Source organism: uncultured Slackia sp. (assembly GCF_959608125.1).
Classification (GTDB): Bacteria; Actinomycetota; Coriobacteriia; order Coriobacteriales; family Eggerthellaceae; genus Slackia.
This window is the reverse complement of sequence record NZ_CAUHPG010000008.1, coordinates 37,320-61,329: the sequence shown is the minus strand read 5'-3', so window position 1 is coordinate 61,329 and position 24,010 is coordinate 37,320. Positions and strand designations below refer to the sequence as shown.

The 24,010-nt window shown below is 62.1% G+C and carries 18 protein-coding genes, 1 tRNA gene, 1 other RNA gene and 1 riboswitch; of the genes, 9 read left to right on the top strand and 11 right to left on the bottom strand.

Annotated elements, in window-relative coordinates; all coding sequences use genetic code 11:
• Positions 1-27: 27 nt before the first annotated feature.
• On the bottom strand, positions 28-831 hold the full coding sequence (locus Q6E04_RS04035) for a molybdopterin-dependent oxidoreductase (protein ID WP_303249520.1): 804 nt from the start codon (positions 829-831) through the stop codon (positions 28-30).
• A gap of 14 nt (positions 832-845) precedes the next feature.
• Positions 846-2,348 carry a molybdopterin-dependent oxidoreductase gene (locus tag Q6E04_RS04030; RefSeq protein WP_303249519.1) on the bottom strand — a complete coding sequence of 501 codons (1,503 nt, stop codon included), beginning with the start codon at positions 2,346-2,348 and terminating at the stop codon, positions 846-848.
• 195 nt (positions 2,349-2,543) lie between these two features.
• On the opposite strand from Q6E04_RS04030, the gene Q6E04_RS04025 reads away from it, so the two are divergent.
• Positions 2,544-4,067: a helix-turn-helix transcriptional regulator gene (locus Q6E04_RS04025; protein WP_303249518.1), complete on the top strand. Its 1,524-nt coding sequence runs from the start codon at positions 2,544-2,546 to the stop codon at positions 4,065-4,067.
• Here the strand turns inward: Q6E04_RS04025 and Q6E04_RS04020 are convergent.
• The 4 genes from Q6E04_RS04020 to Q6E04_RS04005 form a co-directional block, all read right to left on the bottom strand.
• Positions 4,030-4,326, bottom strand: coding sequence for a molybdopterin-binding protein (locus Q6E04_RS04020; protein WP_303249517.1), 297 nt, complete (start codon positions 4,324-4,326; stop codon positions 4,030-4,032). The genes Q6E04_RS04025 and Q6E04_RS04020 overlap by 38 nt on opposite strands.
• Before the next feature lie 256 nt (positions 4,327-4,582).
• A complete protein-coding gene (locus Q6E04_RS04015; protein ID WP_303249516.1) occupies positions 4,583-6,121 on the bottom strand; it encodes a Na+/H+ antiporter NhaC family protein in 1,539 nt (512 codons plus the stop codon).
• Between the two features lie 82 nt (positions 6,122-6,203).
• Positions 6,204-6,368: riboswitch (Lysine riboswitch) on the bottom strand.
• An 18-nt stretch (positions 6,369-6,386) separates the two neighbouring features.
• Positions 6,387-7,157 (bottom strand): class I SAM-dependent methyltransferase, encoded by a 771-nt coding sequence (locus Q6E04_RS04010; protein WP_303249515.1) that lies wholly within the window; start codon positions 7,155-7,157, stop codon positions 6,387-6,389.
• Between the two features lie 125 nt (positions 7,158-7,282).
• Positions 7,283-8,977, bottom strand: coding sequence for a SulP family inorganic anion transporter (locus Q6E04_RS04005; RefSeq protein WP_303249514.1), 1,695 nt, complete (start codon positions 8,975-8,977; stop codon positions 7,283-7,285).
• Positions 8,978-9,345: 368 nt separating this feature from the next.
• On the opposite strand from Q6E04_RS04005, the gene ssrA reads away from it, so the two are divergent.
• Positions 9,346-9,713: a transfer-messenger RNA gene (gene ssrA / locus Q6E04_RS04000) on the top strand.
• A gap of 140 nt (positions 9,714-9,853) precedes the next feature.
• On the opposite strand, the gene Q6E04_RS03995 is transcribed toward ssrA, so the two are convergent.
• Positions 9,854-10,978 (bottom strand): hypothetical protein, encoded by a 1,125-nt coding sequence (locus Q6E04_RS03995; RefSeq protein WP_303249513.1) that lies wholly within the window; start codon positions 10,976-10,978, stop codon positions 9,854-9,856.
• A 335-nt stretch (positions 10,979-11,313) separates the two neighbouring features.
• Here Q6E04_RS03995 and murI point away from each other — a divergent pair, with 335 nt between their 5' ends.
• From murI to rdgB, 3 genes are all read left to right on the top strand, one after another.
• Positions 11,314-12,222, top strand: coding sequence for a glutamate racemase (gene murI, locus Q6E04_RS03990; RefSeq protein ID WP_303249512.1), 909 nt, complete (start codon positions 11,314-11,316; stop codon positions 12,220-12,222).
• A 241-nt stretch (positions 12,223-12,463) separates the two neighbouring features.
• The gene (gene rph / locus Q6E04_RS03985) at positions 12,464-13,192 is read left to right on the top strand and encodes a ribonuclease PH (RefSeq protein ID WP_303249511.1); all 729 of its coding nucleotides are present in this window, start codon (positions 12,464-12,466) and stop codon (positions 13,190-13,192) included.
• Between the two features lie 23 nt (positions 13,193-13,215).
• Entirely contained in the window at positions 13,216-13,806 is a 591-nt protein-coding gene (rdgB, locus tag Q6E04_RS03980) for an RdgB/HAM1 family non-canonical purine NTP pyrophosphatase (RefSeq protein WP_123197713.1), read from the top strand.
• Between the two features lie 98 nt (positions 13,807-13,904).
• Here the strand turns inward: rdgB and Q6E04_RS03975 are convergent, their stop codons facing one another.
• Together Q6E04_RS03975 and Q6E04_RS03970 are read right to left on the bottom strand one after the other, a co-directional pair.
• A complete protein-coding gene (locus Q6E04_RS03975) occupies positions 13,905-14,183 on the bottom strand; it encodes a hypothetical protein (RefSeq protein ID WP_303249510.1) in 279 nt (92 codons plus the stop codon).
• Between the two features lie 124 nt (positions 14,184-14,307).
• Entirely contained in the window at positions 14,308-15,633 is a 1,326-nt protein-coding gene (locus tag Q6E04_RS03970) for a DNA repair protein (RefSeq protein WP_303249509.1), read from the bottom strand.
• 234 nt (positions 15,634-15,867) lie between these two features.
• Between Q6E04_RS03970 and Q6E04_RS03965 the strand changes: the two genes are divergently transcribed.
• Positions 15,868-17,826 (top strand): fructose-1,6-bisphosphatase, encoded by a 1,959-nt coding sequence (locus tag Q6E04_RS03965; protein ID WP_303249508.1) that lies wholly within the window; start codon positions 15,868-15,870, stop codon positions 17,824-17,826.
• 172 nt (positions 17,827-17,998) lie between these two features.
• On the opposite strand, the gene Q6E04_RS03960 is transcribed toward Q6E04_RS03965, so the two are convergent.
• Positions 17,999-18,295: a hypothetical protein gene (locus tag Q6E04_RS03960; protein ID WP_303249507.1), complete on the bottom strand. Its 297-nt coding sequence runs from the start codon at positions 18,293-18,295 to the stop codon at positions 17,999-18,001.
• 78 nt (positions 18,296-18,373) lie between these two features.
• On the bottom strand, positions 18,374-19,357 hold the full coding sequence (guaA, locus tag Q6E04_RS03955; protein WP_123197709.1) for a glutamine-hydrolyzing GMP synthase: 984 nt from the start codon (positions 19,355-19,357) through the stop codon (positions 18,374-18,376).
• Between the two features lie 314 nt (positions 19,358-19,671).
• On the opposite strand from guaA, the gene Q6E04_RS03950 reads away from it, so the two are divergent.
• The 3 genes from Q6E04_RS03950 to Q6E04_RS03940 all read left to right on the top strand — a co-directional run bounded on the left by Q6E04_RS03950 (position 19,672) and on the right by Q6E04_RS03940 (position 23,954).
• Positions 19,672-19,748 (top strand) — tRNA-Pro (locus tag Q6E04_RS03950).
• Between the two features lie 273 nt (positions 19,749-20,021).
• A complete protein-coding gene (locus Q6E04_RS03945; protein ID WP_303249506.1) occupies positions 20,022-20,762 on the top strand; it encodes a hypothetical protein in 741 nt (246 codons plus the stop codon).
• A gap of 51 nt (positions 20,763-20,813) precedes the next feature.
• Entirely contained in the window at positions 20,814-23,954 is a 3,141-nt protein-coding gene (locus Q6E04_RS03940; RefSeq protein ID WP_303249505.1) for a discoidin domain-containing protein, read from the top strand.
• The last annotated feature ends 56 nt before the right edge of the window (positions 23,955-24,010 follow it).

Here is a 24,010-nt window from a genome sequence, read left to right as displayed (position 1 = left end):
TTGCGGTCGCGTGTCGAGACGGGGCGCCTACGCCTGCGCGCCGGTGATGCCGACGTTCGGGCGATTGACGTATTCGCCTTCGTCGGGGGTTTCGCTGCCGGGATCGCTTGGCAGGTCGGCAGCGGTTTCCAGACGAATCTCGACGATATTGCGTGCGAAGTATTTCGCAGCGGTCGAATCGATCCACAGCTGGTTGGTGCCGCCGACCGACTCGCTCAGCGCTTCGTCGTTGATCTGGCTGGCCACGACGGCCTGGCGCTGCATCACATAGGCCAGCGGAAGCTTGATCACGTGACCGTCTTCGGACACGAGCGTGACCACGTTGACGCCTTCGTCGGGCGCGGCTTTCTCGATGATGGAGGCCAGGGGCACGCCTGCGACCTTGGCGTTGATGGCGGCCAGGCCGCCCACGCCGTTGGAGGCGCAGGAGCAGCCCATGACGGTGCTGGTCTGCTCGTCGCTTTCAAGCTCGGCCAGGGTGGCGGAGTATTCGTTGGCGACGTCGCCTGTCACTGAGATGGTCCAATCGCTCGGGGAGGCGATGGTGAGCTCGGTGGCTGCATTGCACAGGGCTGCGGCGCCGCGGTTGAATACGGCCGCGATTTTCTCGTTCGGGGTGAGGACGGCCTGGGAGTATCCGAAGTCGCCCTGGACGTTGGCCACGGACTTCTCATCGGAGGGATGGGAAGCATCGACGTGGGTCCATGTCTGCGTTGCGTCGGTATCGACAGCTGCTGCGTCGGCGGGTGCCGTAGAGGCCACGGCGATGGCAGGGGCGAGCAGCGTGATTCCGGTTGCGGCGCTGACTACTTTGATTCCGATGTTTTTCATGGCTCCCCCTTTCTTTATTCGACGTTGAAGAACAGCTGGGAAGGATCGGTGCTCACGCTGCCGTCTGCGCCGATGGCACGGACTTTAAGCAGGTACGAGCCGGGCTTTTCGGGCGTGTAGACGAACTTCCAGTTTACCCAGCGCATGACGTCGGTTTCGCCGAGGTCGTAGCGCGTCCATGTTGCGCCCTTGTCGAGCGAGATCTCGACGGCGGTCACGGGAACTTCGTAGGCGTCTGCGAAGCCTTCGAATTCGATCGGCTCGCCGGCGGGGAAGATGGTTCCGTTGGCGTAGTTGAACACGGCCGTGTTGGGCTTATTGAACATCTCGCCGGTCTTGGGGTTGGTGAAGCCCTTGTAGTACACGGGGGCCTTCTCGTCCTGCGAGAACTTCAGTTCCACAGGGCGCTTGGTGTAGTGGGCGCCGCCTAGGGTGGGGGTCCACAGCTGTACCGGGTAGCCCTGGAGCATGCCGAGCTTTTCGCCGTTGATTTCGGTGACCAGCAGGATGTCGTCCTTGAGGGCCTCGACGTATTCCTGAGGCAGCGGGTAGACGTCCCAGCCGTCATCGGCGATGGAGTGCAGGGCGTTGTACGATGCAGGGTCGACGCCGGCCTTCTCCATAATCGCAGACAGCGGGATGCCCTTCACTTCGGCGTTCATGATGTAGGCGCCGCCCGGCGGGTTGGTCTGGCAGTCGAGCTTCATGACGCGCTCGACCATCTGGTCTTCGAAGTCGGCGAGCTTGAAGGTGAACTCGTTATCGACGTTGCCGGTGACCTTGATCTCCCAAGAATCGTAGGCTTCCTGAGAGGTGTCGTTATCGGGCGTGATGCCCTTGTGGTCGGCGTTCTCCCAATAATAGAAGAGCTGGTCGGTCGGGGTGATGGAGTCCTGCGTGAAGCTGAAGTCGCCTTCGACGTTAGGCACGGGGGTGACGCCCATGTAGGCGGTGTCATACTTCACGAGGTCCCAAAGCTGGTATTCGCCGGTCTTGGGGTTGATGTAGTGGCAGGAATCGCAGTTGCCGTCGAATTCGTCGCTGTTCATGTGGATGGCATGCATGCTGTCCTGGAGGAACAGCGCCTTGGAATGGCACATGTAACAGAACTTGGTGGTGGGGTCGACGTTGTACGGATTCCACAGCTTGGGATGCGTGGCGGGCAGAAGCTGCGTCGCGTCGAGGATCGAGGCGTGGCAGCCTTCGGCTTCGCAGCCGCGCTGGTCGCCGCCCAGGACGGCGGTGTTCCACATGTACGGGTCGTTCGGGATCATTTGGACGCGCGTGCCGTCCTCCTTTTCGGTGACGACGGGAGCGTAGTAGGCATTGGCCGCCTCGTTCTTTTCGGCGCCTTGCAGCGTCTCGATGCGTTCGGCTTCGTCGACGGCGGCTTCGGTCTTCTGCTGTTCGGTCCCTTCTTGCGACGAGTCTTGCTGAGGCGCGCACGCCCACAGGCACGCCGAGAGGGCGAACACGCCTGAGATGGTGCCGACGAGGGCTAACGTGCGTTTCTTCATGGCCCCTCCTTTCATGAAATTCCCCTGAGGTCGCCATCTCTTGCAAGCGGCCTCCTTTCGTCGCAAACTATCCCAAGCTCGACGTCTTGTCATCGACAGGAACTCATGAATGGTATCATTTCTGAGTAATCGCAGGTCAAATGCGGTGTTGAGATACATATCAGTAGTTTTTACCGATACGGAAGGACGTCTTGTATGGGAGGGAACGAGACCGATTCCGCAGCGATCGGGGCTGGCCTTGTCGCGCGCGGCGCCGCTTTGGCGAAAGAAGAGTTTTCGAAGCTGTCGTGGCTTCATGTTTTCGGCTTCGCGATATGCCAGTCGTGGACGGTGCTGTGTTTCGCGCTTCCCGACCCGGTCACGTATGCGGATCCGTTTCTCGACCTGCGCTGGCTGTCGGCGTTGTCGACGTGCGTGCTGCTGGCGTTGTTCTGCGTCGTGCATCGGCGCATGCCTTTGCGCGTCGGCAAGAATGCGGCCGCGTTTTTCATCGCGGCCGTGGCGAGTGTTTCGAGCGCGCTCGGGCCGGCGAGCGTTCTTTTTCCCGAATCGTCGGCTGCGCTTTTGACGGTCGCTGCGGCGGGGTTGGGCGTGGGCTTCGCGTTTCTTCCCATCGTGTGGCTGTCCGTCTTTTGGACGTCGCGTGAGGGTGCGGGGCTTATAGCGAGCCTCGTTCTGGCGGCGGTGCTGACGTATCCGCTTGCGAACACGGTGGTCGCTGGAACGCAGGGGACGTGGGCCATCGTCGCGGCGTGCTCGCTTCTGCCGATGCTTTCGGCGGCCATGCTTCCTCGCGAAGACGCGGTAGAACGATCCGCCGCCGCTGCGCTTCCTGCGGTAAAGAGGGGTTTTCGCGAGCTCGAGCCTTCGGAGCGCGATATCCTGGTGCGCTTCTGCCTGTGTCTGTTTTTCGTGGTGGCCATCATCGAACTGTGCCGAAACGTTCTTCTCGGCGGCGCGCAGGCGACGTTTTTCGCCGGCGCGGCCAACTTGGTGGGCATCCTGCTCAGGTGCTTTTTCGGGGCGTGGTTGGTGGTCGTTTTCGCGAAGCGCAGCATGGACGCCGTTTCGCGGGTGTACCGCGGGTCGTTTCTTCTCGTGCTCGCGGTGGTGCTGGCCATTCCTTTCATCATGGAAGGCAACTGGGCGGCCCATGTGGTTCTCGACATGGGGGCGTTCTGCTTCGAGGCCGTCATGATGATGGTTCTGTTCGAAGTGGTTTCCGCGCTAGCCATAGACGCCATTCTTCTGTTCGCGCTGACGCGTGCCGTATGGGCTGCCGGCGTCGTGGTCGGCATCGCCGTGAGCGGCTACGGCTTCGGGGCCGATCCGTCGCTTATCTTGTTCGGCGTCGCGATCATGGGCGTGGCATGCGCCTTTATGTTCGTATTCGTGTTCACGGATGCGCACTGCACCAGGGTGCTGGCGAAATCGCGCGAGCGCGCTCATGCCACGCCGTTCAAGGACCAATGCAGGCTCGCGGCTCTCGATGCGGGGCTTTCCGATCGCGAGTCGGAGGTCATGGCCATGGTGGCGAAAGGGAGGTCGTCTCAGCGGGTCGCCGACGACCTGGGGGTTTCGTTGTCGACGGTGAACTCCCACATCTATCATATTTATCAGAAGATGGGGGTCCACTCCCGTCAGCAGATGCTCGATAGAATCGAGTCGTATGCGTCCGATTCTACGAATCCAGAGGTTCTTGGGAAGCGACGAGCGTGACGGCATCGGGCTCGGGCGAGCATGCGCCGTCTTCGTTGACCGATCGGACGAGCAGGGTGTAGACGCCTTCCTCTTCGGGCGTGTAGGCGAACTTCCAGTGCACGAGCTTGTCGGAGGAGGCGCCTTCGGTTTCGTAGCGCGTCCAAGTCGCTCCCTTGTCCATGGAGAACTCCATCGCCACGATCCGCTTGTCGTAATCGGTGGCGTAACCTTCGAGCGTGATGGGGCCGCCTACGCGGCAATGCTGGGTGGGAATCATGGCTGCTCCTTTCTTTCGCCTGGCGCCATTGTCCTCCAAAGCGGGCGTGCACGCATCGTATGAAACTGCTGATTCCGGCAGCGATGCGCGCACTCCCCGCTGTCTATCTGTCATCGAGCCGTGTACGGAGGAGGAAAGCCCCCCCCGGGGGGCGCTTTCGCGGCGAAAAAAAGGGGGGGCGATACGAAGAAAGCCCGCATGCGCGGGCTTTCTTCGTATGCCGCCGCATATGCGGCGGAGGTCTGTCGGGGAGGCGTTAGGCTTCGACCTGTTCGCCCTTGTAGGGCTCGAGGTCTTTGACGCTCTTGCCGATGGTCTTCTTCAACACCAGCAGCGTGCCGATGGTAAGAACGACGCCGATCGGAATGCAGATGAAGGCGTTCTGCACGAAGCCTGCGATGACGAACATCACGAAGGAGATGCAGGCCATGGTGATGACGTAGGGCAGCTGCGTGGAAACGTGGTTCACATGCAGCATGTTCGCGCCTGCAGACGACATGACGGTCGTGTCGGAAATGGGCGAGCAGTGGTCGCCGGCGACGGCGCCTGCGAGGCATGCGGAGATGCCGATGATCAGCAGGGTGGGGTCGTTGGCGAAGATCGGCATGACGACCGGAATCAGGATACCGAAGGTGCCCCAGCTCGTGCCCGTGGAGAAGCCCAGGAACACGGCCACCAGGAAGATGACGGCGGGAAGCATGTTGAACAGGCCGGGAGCGGCTCCCTCGACGAGGCCCGCGACGAACACGTCGGCGCCCAGAAGGCCGGTCATGTTCTTCAGGGACACGGCGAAGGTGAGCACCAGGATAGCGGGAACCATGGCGTTGAAGCCTGCCACGAACGCCTCGGATGCGCTTTTAAGGGTGTGGATGCGGCGTGCGATCAGATACAGGAACGTGAAGGTGACGGCGATCAGCGAACCCCAGGGCAGGGCGGTGAAGGCGTCGGTGTTGCCGAACGCTTCGATGACGTTGCCGTTGGCGTCGCCGCCGAAGAAGCCGCCGACGTAGAGCATGGCGCCGATGCAGCAGACGATCAGCACGATGATGGGAAGCAGCATATCCCACAGGCTGGCCCTGGGGTTGCCGACGGGCTTGTCCTGCTCGAGCGCGCCCAGTTTGCCGTCGCGATATGCCTCGAGTTCGGCTTTGGCCATCGGGCCGTAATCGAAGTTCAGGAAGATGAGTCCGACGACGAACACGATCATGAGCAACGAGTAGAAGTTGAAGGGGATGGCCTGGATGAACAGCTCGATGCCGTTGACGCCCAGGTCCTGCGCAACGCCGGATACGGCGGCGGCCCAGGAGGAAACCGGGGCGATCATGCAGATGGGGGCGGCGGTGGCGTCGATGATGAAGGCCAGCTTGGCACGCGAGACGTTCTTGCTATCGGTGAGCGGGCGCATGACGGAGCCCACGGTGAGGCAGTTGAAATAGTCGTCGACGAAAATCAGGCAGCCGAGAACGAAAGAGGCGATCTGGACGCCGACGCGTGATTTCACATGGGTGCCGGCCCAGCGGCCGAATGCCGCGGCGCCGCCTGCGCTGTTGACGAGGGCGACGAGCATGCCTAGCACGACGAGAAAGATGAAGATGCCCGCGTTATCGGCAACGGCGGGCACGATGCCTTCGCCGACGATGGTGTCGAGCGTGGTCACGGGGTTGAAGGCCGCGACAAGCAAGCCGCCGACGACGATGCCGACGAACAGGGATACATACACCTCTTTGGTGACGAGCGCCAAGACGATGGCGATGAGCGCCGGAGCGAGAGCCCAGGCTGAGTTGACGAATTCCACGTCCCTTCCTTTCTGCGTCAAGCTTTGGGACATGGTTGGGCGTCAAAGGGGCGCATAGGGCAAGCCCCCGGATTTGGCTCTCGACCATGGTAGCTCTCCGCATAATGCGACAGTGCGCAGCGTATTCCGCTACGCCCCAGGATCGAACGACGGGGCATCGCTCGTCCTTCGGCGCCGTTCCCTTTCGCCCCGCGCCGCCCCGGCGCCGGGAGGGGCTACTGATGAAAGGCGCGCCTCTACCAACGCGCGCTATAGTACCGGATTTTTAGCGCACGTGTCCGAAACCGGCGCGATTCGGGAGCGTTCTTTTGATTTTTCGAGGTCGAAGGCGTTTTTTATAGGCGGGCGGCGCTATGCGGAGGCGCCAGGCGCCGGGGTCGTAGCGCCAGATCGAGAAATGCTGCGGATGGTCGTAGACGTGGAACGAGCGTCCCGAGGCGGTGCGGTATGAATGGAATTCGCCCTCGCGCACGAGGCTCCAGCCCGTGCGTCCTATATACGAGTACGTCTCGCCGTTGTCGGACATGTGGACCACGGTCATTTCCCGCGCGGCGTCCTGCTCGATCTTCATGATGAACCGCTCGAGCAGGTTCGTGTCGAAGGGGTTGAAAAGATAGAGGTGGCTGTAGGGGGCAAGCGGAATCTCAAGCGCGTTTCCTTCGATGACGTCGACGCCTTCGAAGGACGAGGTCCACGATGCGGCGAACGCCGCGATCTCGGGGTCGAGTTCGATGCCTGTTGCCCGGCCGCGCAGACGCGTTTCCAGGAAATAGGCCAGCACGCGGCCCGTGCCGCATCCGACGTCGAGGAGATGCGAATCATCCTCGAAGCGCAGGCCCTCGAAGAGGTCTTCCAGGATGAAATACGGGGTGGGCGTCGGGTCGTGGGCGCCGAGTTTGGCGAACCGGGTTTTTCCGGGCTCGGCGAGCGAACGTCCGCATTGCGCGATATCGCGCTGCTCGTCGGCGGCCATCAGGCGGTCTTTGTTCGCTACGTCAAGGCGCTTCGGCGCGACGCCGTGCTTCGTTGCGGCCATGGGTTCCTCCATTCGTGCGGGCGGCTGGGTCGTGCGGAATCGCGAAGGGCGCGCGGTTCGGATTCCGCGCGCCCTTCGGCTGTTCGGTCGGTTCGGTTCGGCGGCGGGTCCGTTTTCGGACGGTATTATCGCGCGCTTTTCTCGCCGCTGCGGTCTTCTTTTTCGAGCAGCGTGCGGGCGTGCGCGATGGCGTCGTCGATGTTGGCGCGGAAGTTGTCCCTGCCGACCAGGTCGACGAAGCCTGCGCGCTCCATGGTCTTCATGGGCTGGTCGTTGACGTGCGAGAAGATGAGGCTCACGCCGTTCTCGTGGCAATATGCGTGCAGATCTTCGAGCGCATTCATGCCGGTGGAGTCGAGCGAGGGCACGCCGCGCATGCGGATGATCAGGTACTTCGTGAACTCCTTCACCGAGATGTCGGCGATGCGGTCGGCCATGCCGAAGAACATGGGGCCGTTGATTTCATACACGCGCACGCTCTTGGGCAGTTCGCGCAGGTGCGTGACCTCGGAGTTCTCATCGCAATAGTAACGCCAGCCTCGCACCTCGGTTTCGTCGCCGACCATCTTCATGAACAGCACCACGGTGATGAGCATGCCGACGGCGATCGCGGATACCAGGTCGAACACGACGGTCAGCGCGAAGGTGACGAGCAGCGTCGCCACGGCGCCGCGCGAGGCGGTCTTGCACAGATGCGCGAAGTTGCGCCAGCCCGACATGTTATAGGCCACGTGCAGCAGGATGGCCGCGATGGTGGGCATGGGAATGAGCGCCGCGTAGGGCATGAAGAACGCCAGCACGGCCAGCAGCACCACGGCGTGCGTCATGGCGGCGATCGGCGTGCGGCCGCCGTTCTTGACGTTGGCGGCGGTGCGGGCGATGGCGCCCGTGGCGGGGATGCCGCCGAAGAGCACCGATGCGATATTGCCGCCGCCCTGGGCGACGAGCTCCATGTTGCAGCGGTGATGCGAGCTGATCATAGAGTCGGCCACCACGCAGGAGAGCAGCGATTCGATGGCGGCCAGGATGGCGATGGTGATGCCGTTCGCCAGCTGATCGCGGAACAGCTCGATGTCGAGCTGGGGAATGTGGAGCTGGGGCATGCCGCCGTTGATGGTGTACAGGTCTCCGATGGTGTTCACATTCATGCCGAAGATGCTCACCATGGCGACGCCCGCGATGAGCGCGATGAGCGAACTGGGGATGCGGTCGTTGATGCGCGGCCAGGCGAACAGGATGAACAGGCATACCGCGCCTACCAGGAAGGCCTCCCAGTTCACCGTGGAGATATTGGAGACGACCGCCTGCAGCTTGTCCATGGTCTCGACCGTAGGGGTGCCCTCGGGGAAGGCGAGCCCCAGGAAGTCTTTCGCCTGACCGATCACGAGCGTGGCGGCGATGCCCGCGGTGAAGCCCGTGGTGATGGTGTAGGGCACGAATCGGATGATGGTGCCCAGCTTCAGAAGGCCCATTAGGATGAGCAGGCCGCCTGCGATGATGGTGGCGGCAATCAAGCCGTCGATGCCATCGGTCGCCACGATGCCTGCAACGATGGCGGCGAAGGCGGCGGTGGGGCCGGATACCTGCACGCGGCTTCCGCCGAACAGCGCGATGAAGAAGCCTGCCACGATCGCGGTGTAAAGGCCCTGTTCGGGGCCGACGCCCGATGCGATGCCCAGCGCGATAGAGAGAGGAAGGGCCACTACGGCAACCATGATGCCCGATACGATGTCGCGGGGGATTTGGCGCTTCAGTTCCTCTTTCGGCGTGTGTTTGATGACGCTGAAAAGAATCGGCTTGATCTTGTCGCGCTGTTGCATGGGGCTCCTGTCTGCTTCGGCACGCGAAGACGAAGCCCCGGGCCGCGCTCGCGCGGCGGAGAGACGTCCTGCGTATTCGGTTGGATGTGTATTGCGAGACGATGATCGTTCGAGGATCGAGACGCGAAGTTCATCAGTATACGCTTCATGTGGGCATATGGCGTGCCGATGTTCGAGGCTTCATGATGACGGTACGAGAAGGGTGCGTCGTGTATGGCGCCTGCGGACGGCGCGGGTTTGACTTCGATGCCATGAAGGATATAATGAAGCGTCCGATGCGCGTGCGCATCGAGGGTATCTTGAAAACCCAGACCGGTGGAGACATTCGCCATGAAGCCCGCGGTTCGGCAAGGCCGACGCGCGCATACGGGGGCGACTGGTTTCGACATGGTACGTTTGAACTGAGGAGCAGGTCGTGGTCTCCTCGCCACGTTAAACAGGGGTACCGTCAAGTTAATTGGCAAATCTAACACTCAGAGCGCTCCGGCGCTCGCCATGGCTGCTTAATTAACGCGGCCCGTCAACCCCGGGATGTTCCCGACTCGGGCGCGACGTCATTTTAGGGAACTGCGACAAGGCACGTAGTCTGTATGGCCTTGGCTAAGATCGAACGGGCTAGAATCGCCTACGCGTGTCCGCGAGCCGCAGCGATTCGAATCCTGACCGCGGAATAAGCTTGTAGAGCCTGAGGGATTGCGTAGTATGGACCGGAGTTCGATTCTCCGCGCCTCCACCATGAATTCCAAAGCCCTCCGAACAGCAATGTACCTGTTCGGAGGGCTTTTTGTTTACCCTGTCCTCTGGATCGATGCAGCTATTGTGCGAGCGGCCTCGGAGCAACGACGCGTTCCGAGGCCGCTCGAGGTTCTGCGGTTGTTAGCCGACGATCGCGGCGCTGCGCGTGCAGTTGGGTTGGCCAACGGGCACGCTTACGTCGGACGGCCAGTACGACATTTCGGGGTCGATCGATACGGCGATGCGTGCGCCGTCCTTGCCGCTCCATGTGGAGGATGCGCCTTGGGGCGAATGCTCGAGAAGCAGCAAGCGTGCGTTGTTCGTGTAGACGCCGGGGCTGCCGTCGCCAGGTCGAGCGGTCACCTGCTGTTCGCCGCCCAGGTCCAGCACCACGTAGGTCGAGCCGTCGTTCGCGCCGGGATAGGGGAGCTGCTCGCCCAGAAGGTCGCAGACGCCCTGGGCGTCCAGGATGCGAAGGGTGCCCGTATGCACTTCGAGGCCCGCCGCGCGTGCGGCCGCAGCGGCGTCGGATGCCTCAGACGCGGCAGATGCCGCAGGGGCTTCGGCGACCGCCGTGGTCTGCCATTCGCCGGCCTTAAGCGTATCGAGCGCCGAGGGGTCGGCCACGTCGATCCAGGTTATCTCGCGGCTCTCTTCCTGCAGGCGTGCGGACTCGGCGGTTTCGCGTCCGATTGAGACGGGGGCGACGAACGTTTCGTCGATGCGGTGGCCGTCGACCGTGATGCGTTTGGCTTCGCCTTCGCCTGTGCCTGCGGAGAACTCGCTGTGGAGCAGCCCGTCGCCGTAGGCGGAATAGGCCAGCGACCCGCGGTAGCCGCCGGCCCCCGCGACGCCGATTTGAATGTCGTGGCCGGGATCGACGAGCGTGTCTTCCTCGGCGTCGTAGAGAACGACGCGCACGATTTCGATGCCGTTCCAGACGGCGGGGTCGCCCGATGCCTTCAGCAGCAGCTGGGGAATTTCGTCTTCGTTCATGTTGACGAATGCATACGAGAACGTCGCCGATGCCGACATCGCTTCTTCGAGCTCGAAGAAAAACGACGGACTTGCCAGAGCCGCATGGTATGCCGACGCTGCGCGCTGGGCCGGGGTTTCGACGGCGGGCGCTTCTTCTTCCGGCACGCTCTCTTCGGCGGCCTCCGCAGGCGCTTCTTCCGGTTTTTCCTGTTCGGAGGCGCATCCCGTGGCGCCGAGCGCAAGCGCGGCCGCAAGGAGCGCGGTTGCTGTCAGATGAGTTCGCTTCATGCGATGTCCTTTCAAGCCGATGGAGGGGCGGTTCGGGGCCGTCGCGTTCGGTTGCGCGCGCGGTTTCGTCGCCTCGTGTCGGGCGGCGTTTTCTGTGGGAGAAATTATAGGGCTCTCTCGTTCGCCGCAGCATGCGCGCCTTTGGCGTTCGGTCCCTTCTCGGCCAACGGCGTCTTTGCCTGCTGGAGCTCATGCGGTTTGCGGCGCATTTCGACATGGCAACGGTTTTATACCGGTTGCTTTCGTCGGGTTTCGGGCTTGCGGGGAAATGGGGTATGCTTGAATGCATGCAGAACTTGAATGAAGACATATCCGAGCGCCCCTGTTCCGAAGGCATGCCTGAAACCGAGGGCGCCAGCGCGATCGATTGCGCGCATGGTCCGTTCGACAACGCTCCGATCGGCATCTTCGATTCCGGCTTCGGCGGCTTGACCGTCGCGCGCGAAATCGTCGAAGAGCTGCCGAACGAATCGATCATCTATTTCGGCGACACGGCGCGCTGCCCGTACGGCCCGCGTTCCCAGGAGGAAGTGGACGGCTTTGTGCAGCAGATCTGCACCTGGCTGGTCGATCGCGGCGTGAAACTGCTGGTCATTGCCTGCAATACCGCCACAGCCGCCGGTCTCGAGCATGCTCAGCGCACGTTTTCCGTGCCCGTTATGGGCGCTGTCGAGGCGGGCGCCCGCGCGGCTGCCCGCGCAACCAAGAACCGCCGCGTCGGCGTGATCGCCACTAAGGGCACCGTGGAAAGCGAATGCTATCCGCGTGCCATTCGCCACATCGACGCTGGCATTACGGTGTTTTCCACGGCCACGCCGAAATTCGTCGATATCGTCGAACAGGGGCTTCGTATCAGCAACGGCCCGATCGAGGACCTGACGAGCAAGGCTTCGAAGGTCTACATTCGCCCGGCTTTCCAGGAAATCGCCCAGGATTATCTGGAACCCTTGCGTCGTTGCGAGGTGGATACGCTGGTTTTGGGCTGCACCCACTATCCCATGCTCAAGGCGTTGATCGGCGGCGTGATGGGGCATGGCGTGCTGTTGGTGTCTTCGGCCGAAGAGATGGCCAAAGACGTGCGCGAGACGCTGGCGTTGCGTGGTCAGCTTGCCGCGCCCGACAACGAGCCGACGCATGAATTTTTCACGTCGTCGAACGCGGTCGAGGATTTCCAGTCGTTCGGTTCGCGCGTGTTCAATCGCGAAATCGGTCGCCCTGTGCACGTCGATCTGCCCGAACTGTAGCGCTTCGTCGCGTAATCGCATGCGTTTTATCGCCCGGTCGCTTCGCGGCCGGGTTCTTTTTGTCCCATTCGCGGCGCGGCGTCGGCGCGGTTTGCATGTTCGTATATCATGCGCAGCGGGCAGGCTCCTGCAGGCCTGCGCACCAATGCGATTCTGCGCGCTTTGCGGCGCATAGCATCCTTGCATAGAAGAACTACCCAAGAACTACCCCGGGCGTATTCGCCCTTGAAGGAGGAATGCCATGTTCGGCACCCGTACCGACCATCGTAAAGACCGCGCGCTGCGCCTCGTTTCGATCGAGCGCAACGTGATGAAGAACGCCTCAGGCAGCTGCCTGGTGAAGTTCGGCGATACGCATGTGCTGTGCAGCGCCACGATCGAAGAGCGCGTCGGCGCCTGGCGCAAGGGAAGCGGCATGGGCTGGCTGACTGCCGAATACGCCATGCTGCCCGCGTCCACCGCGAAGCGCACCCCGCGCGAGACCAAGGGCCGCAAGGGCCGCAGCCAGGAAATCGAGCGCCTCATCGGACGTTCGCTGCGCAATGTGTGCGACATGTCGGCCATGGGCGGCGAAATCACGATGACGATCGACTGCGACGTGCTGCAGGCCGATGGCGGCACCCGCACCGCGGCTATCACGGGCGCCTGGGTTGCCGCCCATGACGCGTTCGAGATGTGGCGTGCGGCGGGCAAGGTGAAAACCAACCCGCTGTTCGGCCAGGTCGCGGCTGTGAGCGTGGGCCTGGTGGGCGGCAGGCTGCTGCTCGACCTGGACTATCGCGAAGATTCCCAGGCTGAAATCGACATGAATGTGGTCATGAATGCGAAGGGCGAATTCGTCGAGGTGCAGGGCACGGGCGAGCAGGTCAGCTTCTCGCGTGAGCGCTTGAACGAGATGCTCGATATGGCTCAGGAAGGCATCGAGGAGCTGCTGCGCCTGCAGCGCGAGGCCCTCGAAGCCGTGAAATAGGCTCGAAGGAAACGAGGTGCTTCATGAAGAAGGTCGTTATCGCCACGAACAACGCGCATAAGGTGGAAGAAATCCGCACCGCGCTCGATTTCGAGGGCTGGGAGTTTCTGACGCTTTCCCAGTGCGAGCCCTATGACGAGCCCGCCGAGGATGCCGATACGTTCGAAGGCAATGCGCTCATCAAAGCGCTCGCCGCGCACGAGCATACGGGCTTGGCCGCTTTGGCGGACGATTCGGGCCTGGCGGTGGATGCGCTCGACGGCGCGCCCGGCGTGTATTCCGCGCGTTATGCGGGCGTGCATGGCGACGACGCCGCCAACAATGAGAAGCTTCTGCGCGAGCTCGAGGGTGTTTCCGACGACCGTCGCACGGCGCGTTTCGTGTGCTCGCTGGCGTTCGTCGATGAAGACGGCACGCAGACTTTCGCTTCGGGCACGATCGAGGGCCGCATCGCCCACGGCCTGTCGGGCGAGGGCGGTTTCGGATACGACCCGCTGTTTCTGCCCGACGAATTCGCGGGCGCGAAAAGCCTTGCCGAAGTGACGCAGGACGAAAAGAACGCCATCTCTCATCGCGGCAACGCGCTGCGAGAGCTGAAAGAAAAGCTGTCGTAGCATTTCAATACGCGCGCTGACGTGCCGCGATGCGGCGGTGTGCCGGCGCGATTCAGGTACGAACGCCGTCGGCCACGCTGCCGACGGCGTTCGCGTGTCTACGCGGGCTCGATCGATTCGATGTCTGCGAACGCGATATCGGCCGTGCCGACGCGTATCGTGCGCAGCGATTCGTCTTTGTATGCGACAGGCCCCTCGGTTACGCGGTGCGCTCCTTGGTCGTACCAGGTTACGCGCACGACATCGCCCTTGGCAAGTTCGGACACGGTGTCTGAGAAGGCGCGCGCCTCTTCTGCTGTAAGCTCGTGCTTGGGGATGGCTGCGAATTCGCGGCCATGGGCCATGGCTTCGTAGCCCTTCAATGCTGCGAACGGCATGAATTGACGGGCTCGGTCGGCATGGGGCTGCGCTCGGTGTTCGCCGTGAAGGGCGACTCGCTGTTCTATATCGCGTAGGATGGAGCGCCGGTATGCTTGCTCGAACGGATCGAAGGCTGCGTTTTCATGCACGATGTCCTCCTACCTGCCTGTTGCGTTCTTGCGCCGTTGCCTTTTCATGCAGGCTGGTCGCCTTCAGCATGGCGTTTTTTCCGAATTTCGCGCGCACGTCGACGATGGCCTGCTGCAAGTCGCGTTCGGCTTTATCGGTTTCGGGGTCGTCGAAAAGCGTGTACGTGGCGAATTCTTCGTCGTCGAGCCCGGCAAGGCAGATGGAGAGGCGTTTGATGGGCGTGTCTTTGCGGGTCGTTTCGTCGAACAGCTCGAAAAAGCGGTCCATGAGATAGCGCCGCGAATTCGTACGTCGTCCGAGCTTGCGCCCGCCTCCCGTTCGGTCGTGGTAGGCATCTTCGCTGACGGGCCTTTTGCCGTGGCCTCCGTCGAAGAAATCGGTTCGGTCGCGCGGCGTGTCGCGGGCGTATCCGACGTACAGCGATATGTGGTCGCAGGAAAGCCCCTGTTCGACCAGGTCGAGCACGCTGGCGTCGACCATTTCGCCGAGCACCATGCGGGCTTCGTCGAAACGGTATGTTCCGGGTAGAACCTGGCCGTTCACGATAGAGCGCCCCTCGGGCCGATAGGCCTGTATTTCCGCGATCGTGCACGGCTCCTGGCCCCAGGCGTGGTCGATGAGGTATTCGGCATTTTTGCCGAACTCGCGGTAGAGCACGTCGGGATTGGCCGCCGCGACGCCCGCCAGGTCGTGGATTCCATGCCGTTCGAGCCGGCGCGCGATTCCCGGTCCGATGCCCCATATGTCGGTGATGGGGCGGTGGAACCAGACCTCTTGTCTGAAAGAGCGCTCATCGAGCATGCCGATATTGTCGCGGTCGTGTTTCGCGGTCACATCGAGCGCCACCTTCGCCAGGAACAGATTGCTGCCGATGCCCGCCGTCGCCCTGATGCCGGTGCGTTCGAGCACCGTGCTCATGAGCAGGTCGGCGAATTCGCGCGCCGTTTTGCGATAGAGCGTCAGATACGGCGTGGCGTCGATGAAGCATTCGTCGATCGAGTAGATATGGACGTCTTCGGGCGAGACGAACTGCAGGTAGATCGCGTAGATATCGGACGACACTTCCATATAGCGTTTCATGCGGGGCACGGCGGCCGTGTAGGGAATGCCTTCGGGGATTTCGAAGAGGCGGCAGCGGTTGCGCACGCCGAGCTTTTTGAGGGCGGGCGTGATAGCGAGGCAGATCGTGGTTCGTCCCCGCGATTCGTCGGCCACCACGAGGTTGGTCGTGAACGGATTGAGGCCGCGGTCGGCGCACTCCACCGAGGCGTAGAACGTTTTCAGGTCGATGCAGAGATATGTGCGCTCTGATTTCACGCGGCTCCTTTCTATGAGAACATTTGTTCTATTTTATATCACAAAACGCGGCGTTCGGGTGTATGGTTCGGGAAGACGAACGAAGGCTGCACGCCTGGGTGCTGTTTTCGCCTCCGTCGCTGAGGCGCAGCGGCCCTTCGGCCGATTGGCCGAATGATGCGGCATTCGCTCCGTAGTATCCTTTTGGCGAAGACTGTCATGCGGCGCGTAAGCGCAGGTCCAAGGAGGCTGAACATGGAAAGAGCGGAAAAGCGATACCTGGAGCTTCTCTCCCAGTCGTTTCCCTCTGCCGCCAAGGCGTCGGCGGAAATCATCAATCTGAGCGCCGTGCTGAACCTTCCGAAGGGAACCGAGTTCTTCGCGTCCGACATTCACGGCGAATACGAGGCGTTCTCGCATATCCTGCGTAACGGCTCGGGCTCCATCCGACTCAAGATCGAAGACGTGTTCGGCGATACCCTTACGGCCGCCGAAAAGCGCTCGCTCGCATCGCTTATCTATTATCCGCGCGAGCGTATGGAGCTGATGCTGGCCGATGCCGACGATGCGGCTTCCCAGGCCTGGTATGCCGAGGTGCTTCCGCGTCTCGTCTCGGTATGCAAGCGCGCCGCTCAGAAATACACGCGCTCCAAGGTGCGCAAGGCGCTGCCTGAAAACTTCGCCTACATCATCGAAGAACTGATGACCGAAGACCGCGACGGCGTCGATAAGAAAGCCTATTACGCGGCGATTATCGAGGCCATCATCCGTACGGGCCGCGGCGGCGATCTGATCGAAGAGCTGTGTCTGCTTATCCAGCGTCTTTCCATCGACCACCTGCATATCGTGGGCGACATTTACGATCGAGGCCCGTATCCGCACGTCATCATGGATACGCTCATGGGCTATCACGCGCTCGACATCCAGTGGGGCAATCACGACATCGTCTGGATGGGCGCTTCGCTCGGCCAGCGCGGATGCATCGCCCACGTGGTGCGCAATTGCGCTCGTTACGGCAATCTCTCCATTCTGGAAGATGCGTACGGCATCAATATTCTGCCGCTGGCATCGTTCGCGCAGACCGCATACGCCGACGACCCATGCGTGGCATTCGGATTGAAGGGCGACCCCGACCTGTCCGACGCCGAGCGTGAGCTCAACGTGAAGATTCAGAAGGCCATGGCCATCATCCAGTTCAAGGTGGAGGCCCGGCTGATCGACGAAAATCCCAGCTTCGGCCTGCAGGACCGCAAGTTGCTGCACCGCATCGATTACGACAAGGGAACCGTGACGGTCGACGGAATCGAATACGAGCTCACCGACACCGTGTTTCCTACGGTCGATCCCCGCGACCCGTATCGCCTGACCCCCGAAGAAGAAGAGGTCATGCAGCGCCTCGAGCAGGCGTTCGTCAATTGCGAGAAGCTGCAGCGCCACATGCATTTCTTCCTGGAGGCGGGAAGCTTGTACAAGGTGTACAACGGCAATCTTCTCTTCCATGCCTGCGTGCCGCTGAACGCCGACGGCACGCTCATGGAAACCGACGTGTACGGAACGAAGTTCAAGGGCCGCGCGCTCTATGACGAAATGGAGCGCTACGTGCGCGCCGCGTTCTTCGACGCCGATCCCGCCATGCGCAAGCGCGGGCGCGACCTGATGTGGTATCTGTGGCTGGGCCAGGGTTCGCCGCTGTTTGCGAAGAGCAAGATGGCCACGTTCGAGCTGTACCTGATCGCCGACAAGGCGGCGCGTAAAGAGGTCAAGAACCCGTTCTACACGTTCCTCAACGACGAAGCGGTCATGGCGGGCATCTTCGAAGATTTCGGTCTCGACCCCAAGACGTCTCGCATCGTGTGCGGCCATGTTCCGGTGAAGGTGAAAGACGGCGAGGACCCCGTGAAATGCGGCGGCCGCGTGCTTACGATCGACGGCGGCTTCTCGAAGGCATATCAGCCTACGACGGGCATCGCCGGCTATACGCTTATCTCCAACTCGTACGAGCTGATTCTGGCGGCGCACGAGCCGCTCGAGTCGACGCGCGCTGCGGTGCTCAAGGAGCTCGACATCCATTCGTCGCGCAGCGTCATCGCATGGATGGAAAATCGCATGCTCGTGGCCGATACCGATAAGGGCAAGATGATCAAAGAGCGCATCGCCGACCTTGAAGCATTGCTCGAGGCATATCGTCGCGGCGAAATCGCCGAGAAGGAATAACGGCTTCCGATACCGCATTCGGCACCGCATTGGGCAAGAACAAGCAAACGGCCCTCGTTTCCTTCGTTGGGAAGCGAGGGCCGTTTTGTCTGCTAAGTCTTTTGTACGGTCTGCGCAGCGAGCGCTGCGGTTTCGTGCGGCTCCGATGAAGCGAAGCCCGTCTTGAACATGCCTATCGTTCGCGGAAGATGCGCACGTAAGCGCAGCCTTCCGGCAGATGGTCGGCGAAGAGCGCATGGCGCAGGGTCACCTTGTTGCAGCGCTCGCATGCCTCGAAGCGGCGTTCGTATACCGTGCACTGCCTGGTGGCCACGTCGAGGAATTCGCATGGAGCCGCATAATCGATGATCACATCGCCGTCCTCGTCCACTTCGCGCATGAAGCAGCAACGGCCGCACTGGTCGCAGAGGCTGTCCCAAGACGAGCGGTATTTCAGATAGCGGGAGACGATGGTCCACGGTGGAAGCATGACGGGTCTTTCTAGAGAGAAACGGCCCCGTCGGTGCGGGGCCGTGTTCCGGTTGATTCGATTGCGAAGTTGCGAGTTTTATTCGAACTCGATGGTGCCGCAGGGCTTCGGGGTCAGGTCGTAGAGGACGCGGCAGATGCCGTCGACCTCGGCGGAGATGCGGTCGCCGATCTTCTTCAGCAGCGCCCAATCCAGCTCGGGCACCTCGGCGGTCATAGCATCGACGGTGTTGACCGCGCGGATGAACGCCGGCCACTCGTAGAGGCGCTTATCGTCCTTCACGCCCGTGACGCGGAAGTCGGGAACGCTGACGAAGTACTGCCACACCTTGCCTTCGAGGCCGGCGGCGGCGAACTCTTCGCGCAGGATGGCGTCGGCCTCGCGCAGCGCCTCGAGGCGATCGCGGGTGATGGCGCCGAGGCAGCGCACGCCCAGGCCGGGGCCGGGGAAGGGCTGGCGCTCGACCATGTTCTCGGGCAGGCCGAGTTCGCGGCCGATGACGCGAACTTCGTCCTTATAGAGCAGCTTGACCGGCTCGCACAGCTCGAACTGCAGGTCGTCAGGCAGGCCGCCCACGTTGTGATGCGCCTTCACGCCGTCGGACTCGAGGATGTCGGGATAGATGGTGCCCTGGGCGAGGAAGCTTACTTCGTCGCCCACCTTGCGGGCCTCTTCCTCGAACACGCGGATGAACTCCGCACCGATGATTTTACGCTTCGCCTCGGGCTCGGCCACGCCGTCGAGCAGGCCGAGGAAGCGATCGGTGGCATCGACGTAGACCAGATTCGCGTCGAGCTGGTTGCGGAACACGTCGACGACCTGCTCGCTTTCGCCCTTGCGCATGAGGCCGTGGTTCACATGCACGCAGATGAGCTGCTTGCCGATGGCCTTGATCAGCAGCGCTGCGACGACGGAGCTGTCGACGCCGCCGGAAAGCGCCAAAAGGACCTTCTTGTCGCCGATCATCTCTTTGGCCTCGGCGACCTTCTCGTCGATGAAGGCCTGAGCGAGCTCGGGGGTGGTGATGCGTACCATGTCGTCAGGGCGCTTGTTGGAATCCATGCGTCGTTTCCTTTCGGTTCGTCTCGGTGCGGCGATCGCGTCGCTTTAATGTCGGGTAGCATTATGCCTTTATTCGGGGCATATGTGCGAGGGCAATAGAGCACCTTGGATGCTTTTCTCCATGTGATTTGCATGCGAAGGCCGTTTTTCGAGCGTTGCGAGCGGGAAAAAGACGAGCCGGGGCCGCAAGCGAGTCCGATGCCGTCCTGTTTTCGGCGCATCGTCGTGATCGCACGCCCTTGCCAGAGCGGCGGCGTTCGTCTACTATATTGAACTCGTTATCGGCGGGTTCGTATTTTCAGGCCTGATGGAATCGGGATGTGGCGCAGTTTGGTAGCGCGCCTGCTTTGGGAGCAGGATGTCGCAGGTTCGAATCCTGTCATCCCGACCATGCTTTATCGAGCCGGCCTCGCAGGGCCGGCTTTTTGCTTTCCGGCCGAAGGGTCGTCTGCTCTGCGTTTCGGCGTTTTCCCGGTCGCTTTTACGCGGTCGGCATCTTGTGCTTCTCCCCGGATTCTTCGGGGTAGAGGTTTTTTCTCCATCCTCTTTTTTGTTGCGGCTTCGAACGAACTTTTCCCCTTATAATGCGGCGTCCGTTTATTTCGAGCGGATGGGGCATGCCCGCGACGCCGGCGAATCGGCGACGCGGACGAAAGGGGAACAAGTGAAACATTGCATGGGGAAAGCCACGCGCATTTTCATCGCGGCGTGTGCGGCCACGCTCGTATTCGCATGCGCTGCTGCGTTGCCTGAGCGCGCTTTTGCCGCGCCTGGGGCGTTGCAGACGGTCGAGGCCCTCGACGGCCGAATCAAGGATGCTGCGACGCCCGAGGAATGGTCGCTCGCCGTGGCGTCGGGTTCTTTGGCCGAAGACCGCGAGTTGCTTGTGCTGCAGCGCAATCTGGTGTCCGAAATCGGCTACGAAAAACTTGCCGCCTATGCGGACGAATCGGTCGAGAAGGCTGATTTCCTCGCATGGTTCCTGAGCGATCTTCCTGCGTTGCGTTATTACGTCACGGGCGGCGAGCCCAATGTGCGCGACGGCAGGGCGAGCGCCGACCAGCATGTGGGAGCGCTCGATATTCTGCGCCGCTTGCGCGCCGCGCATCCCGAAGACCTTGCGGGTGCCGAAGCGGACGTGCATCTGCGCATGATGGTGTCGGCGTCGCTGGCGCAATCGGGCCGTTCGCGACTGTGGTCGGGAGACCCGGGATTCGTGTCCGACCCGCTCGTGCGCTACGAGACGATCAAGATTTTCCGCGACAACGACGAGCGCTATCGCTTCCAGAAAGACCTGTTCGACGAACTGACGGTCGAGAACATGCGCTGGGTATTCGAAAACCAGATCACCGATTCCGAGCTGCCGTGGCTTGCCAACTACACGCTGGCCATAAAGCCCGATTAAGCGCACGAGAAAGATCGCCTGAACGCGTACACGTATATATGGTACGGCGGCGTGAACGGCAACTGGACGAGCGATGGCACCTACTCCTATAAGGGCTTCTACGATGCATCGCAGTTCGACGGACCCGTCACCGAAATCAAGCCGTCGGGCGAAAACGGCGCATACCGCCAGTGGCGGGGCGGCTGGAAAGAGAAGTACAAGCTCGATTACGAGGACGAGAACTTCCCCAACCGTTCGCAGGACGATCCCTTCTATATCGGCTGCGGGCAGATTTCCAGCGCGCCCGGTGCCACGACCGACCCCGCGCAGTATCACCGTCTTTGGATGGTGTTCGAAAAAGGCGGCGTATGCGGCGCGTTGGCGAAGACCTTTTCGAACCTCAACTGCATGGTGGGCGTTCCGTCGGCGGTCATGGGTCAGCCCGGCCATGCGGCTACGATGACCTATGAGCTGCGCGCGGATGCTGCGGGCGAGCAGAAGGGCGCCTATCGCATTCAGAACGACGTGTCGGGATGGTCGAATTCCGACGTGCCCTCGGCCGCGCACTATCTGAATAACTGGAACCAGCAGCGCAAAAGCCAGGAGGAATACATCAGGAGCGGCACCTATACCGTATACGCCCAGGATGCGCTTAACGATTTCGATTCGTACGTGCAGAGCTATGAACTGCGCCTGCTGGCCGACAGCTTCGCATCGCTCGAAGACAAGCAGGCGCTTCTGGATGCCTCGCTCGCCGCTCAGGACCTCAATTACGATGCCATCACGGCGAAGATCGGCCTGTACGAGCAGAAGGGCGCGGGCAAAGAAGAGTGGCTTGCGCTTGCACAGCATGTGGCCGATGCTCTTGCGTACTATCCGCTGCCGATGCACGACTTCATGAAGGTGATCGACGAGCGCACCAAGGGTGCCTACGTGGTCGAGCTGGAGGACCTTCGCGTGCGTACGCTGCAGAAGGCGTCGAAGGCGGCGGCCGGCGACGTGCTCCAGCCCGAGGTCTCCAAGGCCATGGCCAATGCGCTGCTCGGTAAATCCGACGGCTATTTGGCCACGTTCTCGTTCGACGGGGCCGATGCGAATACGATCAAGCTTGGCGCGCAGTTCGCTTCCGGCGGAACGCCGTGGGAATACAGCCTGGATGGCGGGTCGTCGTGGAAGCAGCTGGTGGGCGGTCAGGTGAAAGAGAAGCTGACCGACGAACAGGTAGCCTCGATCACGCCGGAGAACGACATCTTGGTCAGATTCATCGGTTCGAATACGATCAATGCGATCGATATCGGCATCGCGTCGAAGGAGCTTCCGCGGCATTTCCTCAACGACAGGACGAATGCCCTGTATTTCGAGGACTCCGCGATGCCGGCGAAAATCGAGACGCGCATAGGCGACGGTGCATGGACGCGTCTGACCGAGCGTAACCTTTTTCCAGGCGATGTCGACGTGCAGGTGAGGCGTGCGGCGTCGGGGACGATGCTTCCGTCCGATCCGATGACGCTCTCGTTCAGCGAGGACGCCGAGACGGGCATGACGTTCGTTCCGTACGGCGAGTTGAACGTGAATTCGTATTCGTCGTCGCAAAACGGCGAGGACGGCGCGAGAAGGGTACTTGACGCAAGCGCGCTTTCGTATTGGCATAATGCCTGGTCGGGTAACGATTACGACGGTTGGATCGTAATCGATCTGGGGCGTGAGCGCGATATCGCCGCGTTCGATTTCTGGCCGCGTCCCGACCACGGCAACGGCACGCCGCGCAACAAGGTGATCGTCTCGGCCGCGCCCGATGCCGGCGCCGCCGCGGGCGTGGCGGTCGATGCCGACGCGTTCAGCGAGGTCAAAGAAGCGTCGGGCTTTTCGTGGAAGGCCGGCAAGCCCGCGCGCGTAGCGTTCGACGAACCCGTGACGGCGCGCTATATCAAGCTGCAGACGCAGGGCGACAAATTCTTCTCGTGTTCGTTGCTCGACTTTTTCGAGGATGCTTCCGAGGTTCCTATCTTGCAGGCGTCGGCCGTCGACCTGGGCAGCGTTCAGTACGGATCAAGCGCGCCCTCTGCGGCGTTGACGCTGGCGAATGCAGGCACGGCGCGGGCGTTCGTCGACGGGGTGCGCATCGCTTCGAGCGAAGACGGCGCGCCGGCCGACGCGTTCTCGGTTTCTGCGGGGGCTGCGGAGATAGCGCCTGGAGCGCAGGATGCCGGCTGGTCGATCGCGGCGAAGCCGAAGCTTGCGGCAGGAGTGTATGCCGCGACGGCGGTCGTGTCGTATCATGCCGATGGCGAGGAAGCGGGGGCGCGCGAGGCTCGGGCCGAAGTGGTGCTCGAGGTGACGAAGAAGGTCGAGCACGACTTGGCGCTTTTCGTCGAAATGGATGGATCGACGGCACGCTTGTCCCCTTCCGGCGCCGATGACGCCAAGGTCCAGTATGCGCTTTGTACCATTCCTGAGCATCCTGCAGACGATGCGGCGAGCGTGGCGGCGACCGCCGTGCTCGACACGTGGACGTTCGAATCGGAGTTTTCGGGCTTAAGCCCCGATGTCGAATACCATGCGTTCGCTCGCACCTTGGAGGACGCCAACCATGCGCAGACCGTTATGCAGACGCCCGTGAAGGTGGTCGTGCCGCAGCCGGATGGCGGCGGTGCGGGCCAGGGCGGCGAGTCGAACGGCGGTTCCGACGGCAATGATCAAGCGCCCGACGAAAACGGCCAGGGTCAGGTTCCCGACGGAAACGGCGGCCAAGGCGGCCAGAATCCTGACGGCGGCGGGAACGGCTCGGGCGGCGATGCCCCGGACGTCGATGGTGGCGGCCAGGGCTCCGGTCCGGATGATGGCGGCCTGGATCCCGATGGCGGCCAGGGCGGCGGCGATTCGACGGAGACGCCTGATGAAGGCGGCGGCTCGAACGATGACGGAACCGCGCCTGATTCGAACGGCGAATCGGGCGGATCCCAGCCGGGCCAGGGCGGTTCGACGCAGGCGCCGGGTGCGGCGGCGGATCCGCAAGGCGCGTCTTCTGCGTACGGAAAGCAGCCTGGTTCCGATGTCCTTCCCGAAGGCGGCGATCCTGAGCGATTCGTTCCCGCGATGTCGGATGCAACGGCGCCTTTGGTGGTCGGGCTGTCCATGACGGCGCTCGTATCGCTGACCGCAGCCGTCGTGGCCCTGCGCATGCGCGGGCCCCGTCGCGCGGAGGGTCTGTAGGCCTGTATCGCTTCGCGGCTTTTACATCGTGACATGAAAACACCCCGCAGCCGGGC

Excerpts from the sequence above, each read along its gene's own strand:
- Q6E04_RS04035 (WP_303249520.1), bottom strand. The coding sequence starts at position 831 with ATGAAAAACATCGGAATCAAAGTAGTCAGCGCCGCAACCGGAATCACG.
- Q6E04_RS04030 (WP_303249519.1), bottom strand. The coding sequence starts at position 2,348 with ATGAAGAAACGCACGTTAGCCCTCGTCGGCACCATCTCAGGCGTGTTC.
- Q6E04_RS04025 (WP_303249518.1), top strand. The coding sequence starts at position 2,544 with ATGGGAGGGAACGAGACCGATTCCGCAGCGATCGGGGCTGGCCTTGTC.
- Q6E04_RS04020 (WP_303249517.1), bottom strand. The coding sequence starts at position 4,326 with ATGATTCCCACCCAGCATTGCCGCGTAGGCGGCCCCATCACGCTCGAA.
- Q6E04_RS04010 (WP_303249515.1), bottom strand. The coding sequence starts at position 7,157 with ATGGCCGCAACGAAGCACGGCGTCGCGCCGAAGCGCCTTGACGTAGCG.
- Q6E04_RS04005 (WP_303249514.1), bottom strand. The coding sequence starts at position 8,977 with ATGCAACAGCGCGACAAGATCAAGCCGATTCTTTTCAGCGTCATCAAA.
- Q6E04_RS03995 (WP_303249513.1), bottom strand. The coding sequence starts at position 10,978 with ATGAAGCGAACTCATCTGACAGCAACCGCGCTCCTTGCGGCCGCGCTT.
- murI (WP_303249512.1), top strand. The coding sequence starts at position 11,314 with ATGCCTGAAACCGAGGGCGCCAGCGCGATCGATTGCGCGCATGGTCCG.
- rph (WP_303249511.1), top strand. The coding sequence starts at position 12,464 with ATGTTCGGCACCCGTACCGACCATCGTAAAGACCGCGCGCTGCGCCTC.
- rdgB (WP_123197713.1), top strand. The coding sequence starts at position 13,216 with ATGAAGAAGGTCGTTATCGCCACGAACAACGCGCATAAGGTGGAAGAA.
- Q6E04_RS03975 (WP_303249510.1), bottom strand. The coding sequence starts at position 14,183 with ATGCCGTTCGCAGCATTGAAGGGCTACGAAGCCATGGCCCATGGCCGC.
- Q6E04_RS03965 (WP_303249508.1), top strand. The coding sequence starts at position 15,868 with ATGGAAAGAGCGGAAAAGCGATACCTGGAGCTTCTCTCCCAGTCGTTT.
- Q6E04_RS03960 (WP_303249507.1), bottom strand. The coding sequence starts at position 18,295 with ATGCTTCCACCGTGGACCATCGTCTCCCGCTATCTGAAATACCGCTCG.
- guaA (WP_123197709.1), bottom strand. The coding sequence starts at position 19,357 with ATGGATTCCAACAAGCGCCCTGACGACATGGTACGCATCACCACCCCC.